We start from the raw sequence: 13,385 nt of genomic DNA, 5'->3' as shown, positions 1-13,385 counted from the left end.
TCAGGCCCGTGCCTTTTTCGGCGCTGGTGCTGCGCGGTGTGGCTGGGCGATGATGCCCGAGGGCATATTGTCCTTCAGCTCATCCGGCTGCTCGGTCATCACGGGCTTCAGGCGATTTGCTATATTCGCCTGGCGGTTCTCGTTGGTGACCTTCTGGCCGACGAGATCGGTAACGTAGAAGGTGTCGATGACCTTTTCGCCGAAGGTGGTGATACGAGCCGAGTGGATGTCGAGCGAGAGGTCGGACAGGACCGCCGTGATTTCGGCAAGAAGGCCGATGCGGTCGAGGCATTCGACCTCGATGACGGTGAACTTGTTGGAGAGCGCGTTGGAGATGCGCACATCCGGCTGGACCGGGAAGGTCTTGTTCTTCTTCTTGCCCTTGGAGCGCGTGGCGATCACTTCGGGCAGTCGCTTACGGCCTGAGAGCACGTCCTCGATCATCTTACCTATCGTGGCAGCACGGCGCGTCTCGTCCTCGTCAATCGGGAATTCACGGTTGATCAGGATCGTATCGAGCGCGCGGCCATCCGAGGTCGTGAAGATCTGCGCGTCGGCGATGTTGGCGCCGGCAGCTGCACAAGCGCCGGCGATGATCGACAGCAGGCGCGGATGGTCGGGCGAAAGGACGGTGATCTCGGTAATCGCATGGAACTGGTGGGTGCGCACCATCGTCGCGAGCGCCTGGCCCGATTTGTCCGTCTGGCGAATGAAATGGGCGTGGCGCACCTGATCTTCGAGATCAACGGAGAGCAGATAGGGCTCGTAATGCAGCTTGGTATAGGTGCGCTGGTCCTTCTGGCTCCAGCCTTCGAGCGCCTTGGTAAGCTGCTCGGCGGCATGCTTGGCACGCTCTTTGCGGGAGACCTGGGAAAAGCCGCCTGACAGCAGCAGTTCGGTCTCGTAGTAGAGCGTGCGCAGGAGCTGGCCCTTCCAGCCATTCCACACACCCGGGCCGACGGCGCGGATATCGCAGACCGTCAACACCAGCAGCATCTTGAGGCGATCGAGCGACTGCACCTTTTCGGCGAAGTCGGTGATGGTCTTTCGGTCGTGCAGATCGCGGGTCTGGGCGACCATGGACATCAGCAGATGCTGGTCGATGAGCCAGGCCACCATTTCGGTCTGTTTGGGCGAGAGGCCGAGACGCGGGCAGAGCTTGCGGGCGACCTTGGCGCCGGCGATGGAGTGGTCCTCCTGGCGGCCCTTGGCGATGTCGTGCAGGAGGATCGCGACGTAGAGTGCCTGACGATCCTCGATCTCCGGCATGATCTTGTTGGCGAGCGGGTGGACTTCCTCCGCCTTGCCATTGTCGATTTCCGACAGAACCTCGACGGTGCGGATGAGATGCTCGTCGACGGTGTAGTGATGATACATGTTGAACTGCATCATCGAGACGATCTTGCCGAATTCCGGGATGAAGCGGCCGAGCACGCCGGCCTCGTTCATGCGGCGCAGGATGAAGCCCGGATCCTTGCGGGAGGTGAGGATCGACAGGAAGAGGCGGTTCGCCTCCTCGCTTTCACGGAAATTATTGTCGATCAGCGACAGCGAGCGGGTGACGGCTTTCAGCGCGTCCGGATGGAATTCGAGCCCGTTTAGATCCGCCACATGGAAAAGGCGCATGATCGACATCGGGTCTTTCTTGAAGACACCGGGATCGGCAAGCGCGATGCGACCGCGATCATCGATGAATTCGCTGGCGCCGGGGATCTTGCGGGGGCGGTTGGCGAAACGGCCGAGCATGCCACCGATGCCGGGCGCTGCCTTGGCCTGCTGGTCTTCAAGGGCTGCGGCGAAGATGCGGGTGAGGTCACCGACGTCCTTGGCGACCAGGAAGTAGTGCTTCATGAAGCGCTCCACGGCGGATAGACCCGGGCGGGCCTGATAACCGAGGCTTTTTGCGATCTCCGGCTGGATGTCGAAATAGAGGCGCTCTTCCGGCTTATTGGTCAGGTAGTGCATGTGGCAGCGGACGGCCCAGAGGAAGTCATCCGCTTTCTGGAAGAGGCGCCACTCGTGGCGCGAGAGCACGCCGAGGCGCACCAGTTCGTCGGTATCGCGGACGTGGTAATTGTATTTGGCAATCCAGAAGAGGGTCTGCAGGTCGCGCAGGCCACCCTTGCCTTCCTTGACGTTCGGCTCGACCAGATAACGGCTGTCACCCGCCTTGCGATGGCGCTCGTCGCGTTCAGCAAGCTTCGCGGCGATGAATTCGGGCGCGGTGCCGGTCGTGACTTCCTGGTCGAAACGGTGCTGCAGCTCCGTGATCAGGGCCTCGTCGCCGCAGATGTGGCGGGTTTCGAGGATTGCGGTCCGGATCGTCATGTCCGACTTCGACAGGCGGATGCACTCCTCGACCGTGCGGGTGGCATGGCCGACCTTGAAGCCGACATCCCAGAGGAGATAGAGCACGAACTCGACTGCCTTGTGCATCGCGGGGCCGGCCTTGGCTGGCAGCAGGAAGAGCAGATCGATATCCGAGCCGGGTGCGAGCGTGCCGCGACCATAGCCGCCGACGGCGGCGACCGAGAGACCGTCGGTGTCCTTCGGATAAACATGGATCCGGGCGAAATCGAAGATCACCGAGATCAGCTGGTCCTGGATCCAGGAGATGCGGTTGGCGCAGTTCATGCCGCTGCCATCTTCAAAGAGCTTCAGGCGCGCCTGTTCGCGGGCATCGGCCGAGGCCTTTTTCAGGATCGGCAAGAGCTTCGAGCGGGTCTCCAGCATGTTGCCGCATCCGGCCTCCGCGACCGTCTTGCAGGACGCACGAAGCGCGTCGATATCGAGGAGATCGTCGAAGGCGAGGTCTGCTTTGGCCATGGGGGCGGCATCATCTCTTGGGACCCGGGAATCAGCCGGGATTGGTGGCGCTATAGCGCTTTTCGGGCGCGATTGACAGGCACTCTACCGGTCAAGGCTTGCCAAGTTGTTTCTTGAGATCATAGAGCGCATCGAGCGCCTGGCGAGGCGTGAGGTCGTCAAGATCGAGTGAGCGCAAGGCCTCCTCGACCTTCGACGGGCCGGATTTCTGGATCTCCTCGCGACGGACGGCGACCTGGAAAAGCGGTAAATCATCGATCAACTGGGCGGCCGGGTTCTTGCGGTCGCTGTCTTCCAGGCGGGTCAGAACCTCGCGGGCACGGGCGACGACGGCAGCCGGCAAACCGGCAAGCCGGGCAACCTGGATGCCATAGGAGCGATCGGCAGCTCCCGGGCCGACCTCATGCAGGAAGATCACGTCGCCATCCCATTCCTTGACGCGCATCGTCACGTTCGACATGCGGGCGAGCTTTTCCGAGAGCGCCGTCAGCTCGTGGAAATGGGTGGCGAAGAGCGAGCGGCAGCGGTTTGCCTCGTGAAGGTGCTCGACGGCCGCCCAGGCGATGGAAAGGCCGTCGAAGGTCGCCGTGCCACGGCCGATCTCGTCTAGTATGACCAGCGAGCGATCCGTGGCCTGATTGAGGATGGCGGCGGTTTCGACCATCTCGACCATGAAGGTGGAGCGGCCGCGCGCCAGATCGTCGGAGGCGCCAACGCGGGAGAAGAGGCGATCGACGATCCCGATATGGGCGGCACCGGCGGGCACAAAAGAGCCCATTTGGGCGAGTATGGCGATCAGCGCATTCTGGCGCAGAAAGGTCGATTTACCGCCCATATTGGGACCGGTCAGCAGCCAGATGGCGCCGGGGCCCTTGGTGTCATTGGGCGAGAGATCGCAATCATTGGCGATAAAGGGGCTGGCTGCCTGGCGGCGCAGCGCCTGCTCGACGACCGGATGGCGACCGGCGGTGATGGCAAACATTCTGGAATCATCGACCAGCGGGCGGCAATAGCCCTGCTCTTCGGCAAGCGCTGCAAGTCCAGCGGCGACATCGATCACCGCAAGTGCACGGGCAGCAGCCTTGATGGGTTCCGCGGCTGAGACGACCTGGCTTACCATCTGGTCGAAGGCGGCGAGCTCCAGCGACAGAGCTTGGCCTGCGGCATTGGCGATCCGGCTTTCGAGATCGGCGAGCTCGGTGGTGGTGAAGCGCATGGCATTGGCCATGGTTTGGCGATGGATGAAGCGGGACTTCGCCTCGTCCGTGTCGGTCATCGGGCCAGCATTGCCGGCGGTGACCTCGATGAAATAGCCGAGCACGTTGTTGTGCTTGATCTTCAGGGACTTGATGCCGGTTTCCTCGGCATATTGCAGCTGCAGGCCGGCGATGACGCGACGCGACTGGTCGCGTAGTGCCCTGAGTTCGTCGAGTTCGGGAATTGCACCATCGCGTAGAAAACCGCCGTCGCGCTTCAGGAGCGGCAATTCATCGCCAAGCATCGCGGCCAGGCTGGAGCCAAGATCTGCGGGCAAGGCTGCGAGGTCGGCAAGAGCCTCGGACAGTTCCGTCGGCAGGTTGGACGGATCGAGCAGTCGGCCAACTTCGGCAGAGGCGGCAAGGCCCGCGACGATTGCACCGAGGTCACGCGGGCCACCACGATCGAGCGCCAGACGGGAAAGCGCGCGCGGCATATCGGGCACGCGCTTCAGGGCGTCGCGCAGGCGGTCAACGAGCAGGCCGTCGGCCAGCAGATGGACAATCGAATCCTGGCGGTCGGCAATCGCTTCCGGATCGGTCAGCGGCGACATCAGGCGCTCCGCCAGCAGGCGCGCGCCGCCGCCGGTGACGGTGCGGTCGATGGCCTTCAGCAGCGAGCCGTTGCGGTCGCCGGACAGCGTTTTCACCAGTTCCAAGTTGGCGCGTGTGGCAGGGTCGATGAAGAGGGTGGAGGCCGCATTCTGGCGTTCGGGCAGGCCGAGCGGCGGGCGCTCGGAGATTTGGGTCTTCTCGACATAGGCAACGGCCGCGGCAGCCGCCGCGATCTCGGCGCGGGAGAAGGCGCCGAAGCCATCCAGCGTTCCGACGCCGAAGTAACGGGCGATGCGGCCTTCAGCGCTGGCGCTGTCGAAGAGCACGCCCGGCTGGGGCACGACCACGCGGCCGAGCACGTCGAAAGCGGGCTTCAGCTCTTCGTCGTGGAAGATCGTATCGGGTACGATCAGCTCGCGCGGCTCGATGCGCAGGATGTCGGCGAGCAGGCGCGTTTCGGTGGTTTCGGCGAGGCGGAAGATGCCGGTGGAGATATCGATCCAGGCGAGCGCCAGCTGCGGGGCGGATCCGCCCCGGATGCGCGCGAGCGCCATCAGGTAATTGGATTCGAACGGCGAGAGGAGCTTGTCTTCTGTGATGGTACCCGGCGTGACGAGGCGCACAACGTCGCGCTTTACGACCGATTTCGAGCCGCGCTTCTTGGCCTCTGCCGGATCCTCGATCTGTTCGCAGACCGCAACGCGGAAGCCGAGCGAAATCAGCTTCTGCAGGTAATCGTCGGCCGCATGAACGGGCACGCCGCACATGGGGATGTCCTGGCCAAGATGCTGGCCACGCCGGGTCAGCGTGATGCCGAGCGCACGGGAGGCGTCAACCGCGTCCTCGAAGAAGAGCTCGTAGAAATCGCCCATGCGATAGAAAAGCAGGCTGCCGGGATTGGCGGCCTTGATCTCGATGAATTGCTCCATCATCGGAGTGGCCGTTGCGCGGCTCTCTTCCGAGGTCAGCTCGGCGACGTTCAGGACATCACTTTGGGTGGCTTGATATAGCGTCACGGGCTCAATGTTTTCTTGAAAAGGAAGTCGTGCAACACTAACGACTTAAGGCGAGGAAAAACAACCAGGATGGGCCGGCGATCGCCCGCTGCCCACAACAAGGTGAGGGGAAGCATGGCAAACGAGAAGACGACCGGCCGGACGAAAGTCTCGGTGACGGAACAGGAAGCGCTGGACTTTCACTCCCAAGGCCGCCCAGGCAAGCTGGAGATCACGCCGACAAAGGCGATGGCGACCCAGCGCGATCTGTCGCTCGCCTATTCCCCGGGCGTTGCCGTTCCCGTGAAGGCGATCGCCGCTGATCCGGCGACGGCCTATGATTATACGACCCGTGGCAACATGGTCGCCGTCATCTCGAACGGCACCGCCATCCTGGGCTTGGGCAATCTTGGGGCGCTGGCCTCCAAGCCCGTCATGGAAGGCAAGTCCGTTCTCTTCAAGCGCTTCGCCGATGTCGATTCGATCGATCTCGAGGTCGACACGGAGAATGTCGACGAGTTTATCAACTGCGTGCGTTATCTCGGCCCCTCCTTCGGCGGCATCAATCTTGAAGACATCAAGGCGCCCGACTGTTTCATCATTGAAAGCCGCTTGCGCGAGCTGATGGATATTCCGGTCTTCCACGACGACCAGCATGGGACCGCGATCATCGCGGCTGCCGGCCTGATCAATGCGCTGGAGCTGACAGGGCGCGACTTCAAGACGACCAAGCTCGTGTGCAACGGTGCGGGGGCTGCGGCCATCGCCTGTATCGAGCTGATCAAGGCCATGGGCTTCAACGGCGAGAACATCATTCTCTGCGACACAAAGGGCGTCATCTATCAGGGCCGCACCGAGGGCATGAACCAGTGGAAGTCGGCCCATGCGGTGAAGACCGACCGTCGGTCTTTGAAGGAAGCGATGGTCGGCGCCGACGTGGTGTTCGGGCTGTCGCAGAAGGGTGCGCTGTCTTCCGAGATGGTGGCCTCGATGGCGCCGAACCCGATCATATTCGCCATGGCCAATCCGGACCCGGAAATCACGCCTGAGGAAGTGGCTGCGATCCGCGACGATGCGATCATGGCCACCGGACGTTCGGACTATCCGAACCAGGTGAACAATGTTCTGGGCTTTCCCTACATCTTCCGGGGTGCGCTCGATGTGCGCGCCAGCCAGATCAATGACGCGATGAAGATCGCCGCCGTCCGGGCGCTCGCGGATCTGGCGCGCGAGGATGTGCCTGATGATGTAGCGGCCGCCTATCAGGGCGAGCGTCCCCGCTTCGGGCCGCAATACATCATTCCCGTGCCCTTCGATCCCCGGCTGATCTCGGCGATCCCGGTTGCCGTCGCGAAGGCTGCGATGGAAAGCGGCGTGGCGCGCAAGGAAATCGAGGATCTCGGCGCCTATGCGCATGAACTTTCCGCCCGGCGCGACCCGATCGCTGCCGCCACACAGCGGATCTACGAACACGTGCGCAGCCACCCCAAACGCGTCGTCTTTGCCGAAGGCGAAGAGGAGCAGGTGATGCGTGCGGCCATCTCCTTCGTCAACCAGGGGCTCGGCACTGCCATCCTGCTTGGCCGCGACGAGCCGTTGAAGGCGACCGCCGAGCGGGCCGGGATCGATCTCGACCGCCCTGGCATCGAGGTGGTCAATGCGCGCATGTCGACCCGCGTCGATGCCTACACCGAATATCTCTATGCCCGCCTGCAGCGGAAGGGCTACCTGCATCGCGATGCGCAGCGGCTGATCAACACCGACCGCAACCACTTCGCCGCCTGCATGGTGGCTCTTGGTGATGCCGATGCGATGGTGACCGGCACGACGCGCAATTATTCGACGGCGCTTGAGGACGTGCGCCGCTGCATCGACACGGCACCCGGCCACCGCGTGATCGGGGTGTCGCTGGCGCTGGCCCGTGGGCGCACGATTGTCGTCGCAGATACCGCCGTGCACGACATGCCGACCGCCGAGGAACTGGCCGATATCGCAGAAGAAGCGGCTGGCGTCGCCCATCGATTGGGGCTTGAACCACGGGTGGCACTGCTTGCCTACTCGACCTTTGGCCATCCAACCGGCGAACGCTCCGAACGCGTTCGGGAAGCCGTGAAGATCCTCGACCGGCGCGGCGTGTCCTTCGAATATGATGGCGAGATGGGCGCCGACATTGCGCTCAACCAGCACCGGATGGAGCAGTATCCCTTCTGCCGCCTGTCGGGCACAGCCAATGTGCTGGTCATGCCGGCGATCCATTCGGCGGCAATCTCGACCAAGATGCTGCAGGAACTGGGCGGGCTGACCGTGATGGGTCCGCTCCTGATCGGCCTAGAAAAGTCGGTGCAGATCGCACAGATGGGCGCCAAGGACAGCGACATCGTCAATATGGCAGCGATCGCGGCCTACAACGCCGCGGGTTAAGCGAAGACCGGAGCGGCTTTTGCCAGCCGCTCCATGTCCTCCTCGATCTCACGCTTCAGCCAGCGCTTGAACTTCTCCACCTTGTCGGAGCGCCTCGCATTCTCTGCGGTCACGAAGTAGTGGCCGAAGCCTGTTTTGACTGCAGGACCAAAGGGCGCGACAAGCTGGCCGTGCTGCAGTTGATGCGACGCGATCGTCTGCCAGGCAAGCATCACCCCCTGCCCCGCGATGGTCGCGTCGAGGCAGAGCGAAGCCTCGCTGAAGGTGTGGCGCGCCTTGATCTCGGCGCCTTCAACACCGACCTCCGATAGCCAGACATCCCAGGTGAACATGGCCCTGCCATCGATGACCTTCGGCAGATCGAGGATGTCGGCGGGTTCGCGCAGCTTTTCGGCCATGGCGGGGGTGCAGAGCGGGGCGACCCGTTGCTCCAGGATGAGTTCGGCCTTGAAACCCGGCCAGTGGCCACGTCCGACACGGATCCTCAGATCGACGTCGGTCTGGCTGGCATCGGTCAGGCGGTCGTTCGCGTCGATGCGCAGTCCGATTTCCGGGAAGCGCTCGGAAAAGGCGGGAATGCGGTGGACGAGCCAGCGGGCGGCGAAGACCGGGGCGACGGAGATTGTTAGCACGCTCTCGTCGCTGCGTCTGGCAAGGGCCACGCCGCCCGAGAGGTGGCGGAAGCCATCGGACAAACGTGCCAGCACATCGATCGCCGATTCGACCGGGACCATGCCACGGCTAGTGCGCTCGAAGAGCGGGCGGCCGAGCTGCTGTTCGGTCTTGATCACCTGCTGGCTGACGGCGCCGATGGAGACGCCAAGCTCTTCCGCGGCCGCCTGGAGTGAGCCAAGGCGGGCAGCGGCTTCGACGGCACGCAAACCGTTGAGGTGCACCTGATTGAGGTTCTTCATATAGGAAAACTATAGTCAACAGGGGCAAAACTCAATTGAATTTTGCCACCTGAAGGCCGATGCTGAAGCCTGTTCCGAAGGTTCACGCCTTCCTTCCAGTTTATCGAGGCGAGGCCATGTTCAAGTTTTTCTGGAGACAACGACAACCCGTGACACCGGTGGTGCGGGACTGGCGGCATGATCCCATGGGGCATCCTGCTTTGCGGGAAATGAGCCTTCGGGAGCTTGCGGACATGCCGATGGTAGCGGAAGTGCCGATGCGGGTGGTAAGGGTGGAGGCCACGGAAGATTGCCAGCGGCGTGTCAGCCGGGTGCAATCAGGCGGGTGTGCCGTTTCGCAATGATCGGCAAGCACTGACGACTTTGTGGTTCGGCTTCGCCGCCCCCTCATCTCCCTGCCGGGATCTTCTCCCCGCCGGGGAGAAGAGACGATCGTCAGCTGGCGCTGGCGAAGCGGCCGGCGTCGGCGCCGTAATAGTTGACGTAGCGGCCGGAAATGCTGGCGATGGGCAGGATGATCAGGACATCCGTCGTGTTGAAGGCCTGGTCGACCACCGCGCCATTGCCGACCATGGCACCAAGGCGGAGATAGCCCTTTATCAGCGGCGGCATCGCGAAGAGTGCGCGGCGGGCATTCACGGCTTCGGACGGCATCAGGTCCATCTCGCGGTAGAGATGGGGCAGTGCGTCGACCGCCCATTCGCCCTTGGCGACTGCATTCTGGTGCAGGAAGGAGAGCGCCAGCGCATGCTCCTCCGGCTGTACGCCGGGGAAGGAACCGCAGCCGAACATGGCATCGATGCGGTTATGCAAGGCATAGGCCCAGCAACCCTGCCAGAGCAGTTCGACCGTGCGCTTGGTGCGATACTGCGGCAGCACGCAGGAGCGGCCGAGCTCCATGAAACGCTTTTCCGGATGGCGGGCGACGAGTGCGTCGACGCCGAATTCGGAGCCGGAATAGAAGCCGCCATGCGCGATCGCCACTTCATGGCGCAGCAGGCGGTAGGTACCGACAATCTGGTCTTCGGCGTCACCATCGATCGAGCGGTCGAGAACCAGGAGATGATCGCAGAGGCTATCCCAGCTGTCGACTTCCCGGCCGCGGCGGGCATCTTCAACGCAGACTTGCGCCTTCATCTCCTCGACGAAGACGCGGTAGCGCACGGCCTGGGCCGCGTCGATCTCGCGTTCGGTGCGGGCAATGCGCGTTTCCAGGCTACCAATTCGGCCCAGGATATCGCGCGAAGCGGGAAGCCCCAGCGGCATAACGGCCGGGTTTTCCAGAAGAAGGTCTCGTTCGATCAGTTCCACGCTCATCGGATCTGTCCAGCGTTGAAGTCACGGGCCTTTAAACACGAGACTGCTACAGGAAAGTGACAAAACTTCGGAGGCTTCCGCCTCCGTCAAGCCTCCGGCGGCTCCGGCTTACGGTGCTGGATGATCTCGTCGATGACGATGAAGATCGCGCCGATGGTGATGAAACTATCCGCCAGGTTGAAGACGGCGAAGGACCATGTCTGGGTGTAGAAGAGGATATAGTCGACCACATAGCCATAGGTGAGGCGGTCGATGATGTTGCCAAGCGCGCCTGCGATGATCATCGCAAAGCCGAGATGGGCGAAATGCTGCTCAGGGCTGGTCTTCCGCCAGAGCCACAGGACAAAAGCCACGATCACGAGGCGCAGTCCGACGATGAACCAGCTGTCGAGATGCGACAGCATGGAGAAGGCGACGCCGAGATTATGGGTCCGGTAGAGCGCCCAGAAAGGCATGACCGGGATCAGTTCATGCATCGGCAGATAGATCTCCACCGCATATTTGATCGCCTGATCAAGGATCAGGGCGATGGCGATGAAGATCAGGACCGGACCGGGCCGGTTGAAGGCGGCAAGCATGGTCACTTGGCTCCATCGAGGGCGAGCAGGTGGCGGCGGACCTCGAACAGCATGACGCCGGTGGCGACTGCGAGGTTCAGGCTATCGGCCATGCCGACCTGGGGAATTCGGGCGAGCTTGTCTGCTGCCTGAGCCAGCTCATCCGGCAGGCCCGACTGCTCGTTGCCCATCATCAGGATGACCGGCTTGGAGCGGTAGTCGATGGTGCGGTAATCGACGGCGCCGGCCAGATGCGTGGCGACGAGGCGAGTATCCACGGACTTCTTCCATTTCAGGAAATCGGCCGGTGTGGTCTTCACCAGCGGCAGGGCGAACATCGAGCCCATAGTGGCGCGCACGGTTTCCATGGAAAAGGGATCGGTGCAATCACCTACGAGAATGACACCGGACGCGCCTACGGCGTCGGCCGTGCGGATAATGGTGCCGAGATTGCCCGGATCGCGGACGCGGTCGAGCGCGATCCAGGTTTCCGAGCCCTTCGGCTGGATGTCATTGAGCGGCGTCCAGCGCTGTTCAAAGACGGCGGCGACCATTTGCGGGTTGTCGCGCCGCGTGATCGAGGACATAACCTTTTCGCTGACTTCCAGCACCAGGCCGCCTGCTGCAACGGTGCGGGCGGCGACTTTTTCGACCAGGGGCTTGCCCTTGCCGGCCTTGGCATAGACGAGGGTGCGGATGGTCCAGCCGCGATCGAGCGCATCGATAACAAGCTTCAAGCCTTCTGCAAGGAAGGTGCGGCTTTCGTCGCGGCTCTTCTTCTGGGAAAGAGCCTTGATGTCCTTGATGATGGGGTTGGCGAGGCTGGTGACTTCCTTCACCTGACCGACGCGGCGCGGGCCTTCGTTTCGATAGTCGTCGGTCATTTCGGCACCCAGCGGCTGAAGAGAGAGGTGGAGAGCGCACGCCCCGGCGTCTTGCCGTCGAGACCGGCCTCGCGGATGACGAGTTCGCCGGACTCGACCAGGCCGCCCTTGCCGCGCATGGTCTCGCGCATCAGTTCGTGGATGGAATAGAAACTGGCACGGATCGAATAGGCTGTGAGCACGAGGCCGACGGCCTTCGGCGCCAGAAGCTCGCGGCAGATATCGAGCATCAACGGCAGGTGATCGAAGAGCTGCCAGACTTCACCGTTCGGGCCACGGCCGAATTTCGGCGGGTCGGTGAGGATGATGTCGTAGCGGTGGCCGCGACGTTCCTCGCGCAGGATGAACTTCATCGCATCTTCGCAGATCCAGCGGATCGGCGCCTTGTCGAGGCGGCTCAGCGACTGGTTCTCCCGCGCCCAACCGATAGCCTTCTTGGAAGCATCGACATGGGTGACCTCGGCGCCAGCAGCGGCGGCCACGAGCGAGGCGACACCGGTATAACCAAAGAGGTTCAGGACCTTGAGCGGCCGGTCGGCAGCCTCGATCTTCTGCTTCATCCAGCTCCAATGGGCGATCTGTTCCGGGAAAACACCGACATGGCGGAAGGCGGTGAAGCGGCCGTGAAAATCAACGCCGAGCAGGGACAGCGGCCAGGTTTCGCCAAGCGCCTCGCGCTGGAAGCGCCAGCGGCCCATGCCGTCTTCGTCCGTGTCGCCGGTGAACACGGCGTCGGCCTTGTCCCAGACATGGGTGGGCAGCGCCTTCGGCCACAGGGCCTGGGCTTCCGGGCGCACGATGCGATAGGGACCGTATTGCTCGAGCTTTAGGCCATCGCCGCTGTCGATCAGGTGGAAATCGCCGGCACCCGAGGATTCGAGGATCAGCGGCACGCGCTCTGTCGGGCGATCACCGTTGCGGACCGTCAGAGCACGGGTGGGTTCAGCCGTCGTATCGGGCGATTGCGGCTGGGGCTTCGGCTTTGGTGCCTCGGCATCACGGCGCGGCGCGCGGGCCTGGCGCTCGTCCCTGCCCTTCGATGCGTAAGGCTTTGCCGTTGCCGGCCGTGTCTCGCCACTGCCTTTGGCCTTCGCTCCCGGGAATGGCTTGGCGCCGGGGCGACGTTCCTTGTTCTTCACGTCAATGATCCGTGGGTCGTGTTCGTCTCGGCCAGCCCTTAGCATTGCCGGCCCGGCGCGGAAAGGAAATTTGCCGAGAGCGACCGTCGCTCAGGTTTGCCGGGGCCTAGCGGGCACCGAGTTGGGGAAGGGTCGAGCCGGCAATCTCTTCGGCCCGCGTCTTCTGCCGATCGGCTTCGGCCTGCCACTGCTGGGCCATGCGGGACTGGTTGCGCGCCTTCTTGCGGTGCTTGCCTTGAGTGAACCAGGTCACCGTGGCGCCGAGAAGGACGCCGAGCATGACGGCCACTATCAGAAAGACAAAGAGGGGTGCGGAGACGGACAGCGCCTGATCAGCCGGATTGAACGGGTTGAGGGCCAGATTGACCGAGGCACGGTTGGCAACGGCCAGAACGACCAGCAGCACACCGAGCGGAAGGAATACCACGAGGCTCACGATTTTCCGGACCATCTCGACAACTCCCTCATCTCTTCCGGCCCCCTGCCGGGACCTCTCAGAGGTTCAAGTTAAGGACAGAGGC

Annotated in this window: 9 protein-coding genes; 1 reads left to right on the top strand and 8 read right to left on the bottom strand. The window is 62.9% G+C overall.

Features of this window, described 5'->3' with window-relative positions:
* Positions 1 to 2,826 carry a [protein-PII] uridylyltransferase gene (locus C0V73_RS14925; RefSeq protein WP_102020769.1) on the bottom strand — a complete coding sequence of 942 codons (2,826 nt, stop codon included), beginning with the start codon at positions 2,824 to 2,826 and terminating at the stop codon, positions 1 to 3.
* A 91-nt stretch (positions 2,827 to 2,917) separates the two neighbouring features.
* Positions 2,918 to 5,569, bottom strand: a complete 2,652-nt coding sequence (mutS, locus tag C0V73_RS14920; RefSeq protein WP_245407992.1) for a DNA mismatch repair protein MutS — start codon at positions 5,567 to 5,569, stop codon at positions 2,918 to 2,920.
* 198 nt (positions 5,570 to 5,767) lie between these two features.
* On the opposite strand from mutS, the gene C0V73_RS14915 reads away from it, so the two are divergent.
* Entirely contained in the window at positions 5,768 to 8,053 is a 2,286-nt protein-coding gene (locus C0V73_RS14915; RefSeq protein ID WP_102020767.1) for an NADP-dependent malic enzyme, read from the top strand.
* On the opposite strand, the gene C0V73_RS14910 is transcribed toward C0V73_RS14915, so the two are convergent.
* From C0V73_RS14910 to C0V73_RS14880, 6 genes are all read right to left on the bottom strand, one after another.
* Complete coding sequence (locus tag C0V73_RS14910; RefSeq protein ID WP_102020766.1) at positions 8,050 to 8,967, bottom strand: LysR substrate-binding domain-containing protein; 918 nt, start codon at positions 8,965 to 8,967, stop codon at positions 8,050 to 8,052. The two genes, C0V73_RS14915 and C0V73_RS14910, sit on opposite strands and share 4 nt — an antisense overlap.
* A 435-nt stretch (positions 8,968 to 9,402) precedes the next feature.
* On the bottom strand, positions 9,403 to 10,233 hold the full coding sequence (locus C0V73_RS14900; protein WP_245407991.1) for a GNAT family N-acetyltransferase: 831 nt from the start codon (positions 10,231 to 10,233) through the stop codon (positions 9,403 to 9,405).
* A 137-nt stretch (positions 10,234 to 10,370) separates the two neighbouring features.
* The gene (lspA, locus tag C0V73_RS14895; protein ID WP_102020763.1) at positions 10,371 to 10,862 is read right to left on the bottom strand and encodes a signal peptidase II; all 492 of its coding nucleotides are present in this window, start codon (positions 10,860 to 10,862) and stop codon (positions 10,371 to 10,373) included.
* A 2-nt stretch (positions 10,863 to 10,864) separates the two neighbouring features.
* A complete protein-coding gene (locus C0V73_RS14890; protein WP_102020762.1) occupies positions 10,865 to 11,725 on the bottom strand; it encodes an RNA methyltransferase in 861 nt (286 codons plus the stop codon).
* Positions 11,722 to 12,864, bottom strand: coding sequence for a class I SAM-dependent methyltransferase (locus tag C0V73_RS14885; RefSeq protein ID WP_102020761.1), 1,143 nt, complete (start codon positions 12,862 to 12,864; stop codon positions 11,722 to 11,724). Before C0V73_RS14885 ends, C0V73_RS14890 begins: the two co-directional genes overlap by 4 nt.
* A gap of 106 nt (positions 12,865 to 12,970) precedes the next feature.
* Positions 12,971 to 13,315, bottom strand: coding sequence for a LapA family protein (locus C0V73_RS14880; protein ID WP_102020760.1), 345 nt, complete (start codon positions 13,313 to 13,315; stop codon positions 12,971 to 12,973).
* Positions 13,316 to 13,385 lie beyond the last annotated feature (70 nt).

Source organism: Rhizobium sp. TH135, assembly GCF_002855515.1.
Classification (GTDB): domain Bacteria; phylum Pseudomonadota; class Alphaproteobacteria; order Rhizobiales; family Rhizobiaceae; genus Allorhizobium.
Note: the sequence above shows the minus strand (reverse complement) of the source record. Positions and strands in the feature narration are given on the sequence as shown.

Excerpts from the sequence above, each read along its gene's own strand:
- C0V73_RS14910 (WP_102020766.1), bottom strand. The coding sequence starts at position 8,967 with ATGAAGAACCTCAATCAGGTGCACCTCAACGGTTTGCGTGCCGTCGAA.
- C0V73_RS14900 (WP_245407991.1), bottom strand. The coding sequence starts at position 10,233 with ATGCCGCTGGGGCTTCCCGCTTCGCGCGATATCCTGGGCCGAATTGGT.
- mutS (WP_245407992.1), bottom strand. The coding sequence starts at position 5,569 with ATGATGGAGCAATTCATCGAGATCAAGGCCGCCAATCCCGGCAGCCTG.
- C0V73_RS14925 (WP_102020769.1), bottom strand. The coding sequence starts at position 2,826 with ATGGCCAAAGCAGACCTCGCCTTCGACGATCTCCTCGATATCGACGCG.
- C0V73_RS14890 (WP_102020762.1), bottom strand. The coding sequence starts at position 11,725 with ATGACCGACGACTATCGAAACGAAGGCCCGCGCCGCGTCGGTCAGGTG.
- lspA (WP_102020763.1), bottom strand. The coding sequence starts at position 10,862 with ATGCTTGCCGCCTTCAACCGGCCCGGTCCGGTCCTGATCTTCATCGCC.
- C0V73_RS14880 (WP_102020760.1), bottom strand. The coding sequence starts at position 13,315 with ATGGTCCGGAAAATCGTGAGCCTCGTGGTATTCCTTCCGCTCGGTGTG.
- C0V73_RS14915 (WP_102020767.1), top strand. The coding sequence starts at position 5,768 with ATGGCAAACGAGAAGACGACCGGCCGGACGAAAGTCTCGGTGACGGAA.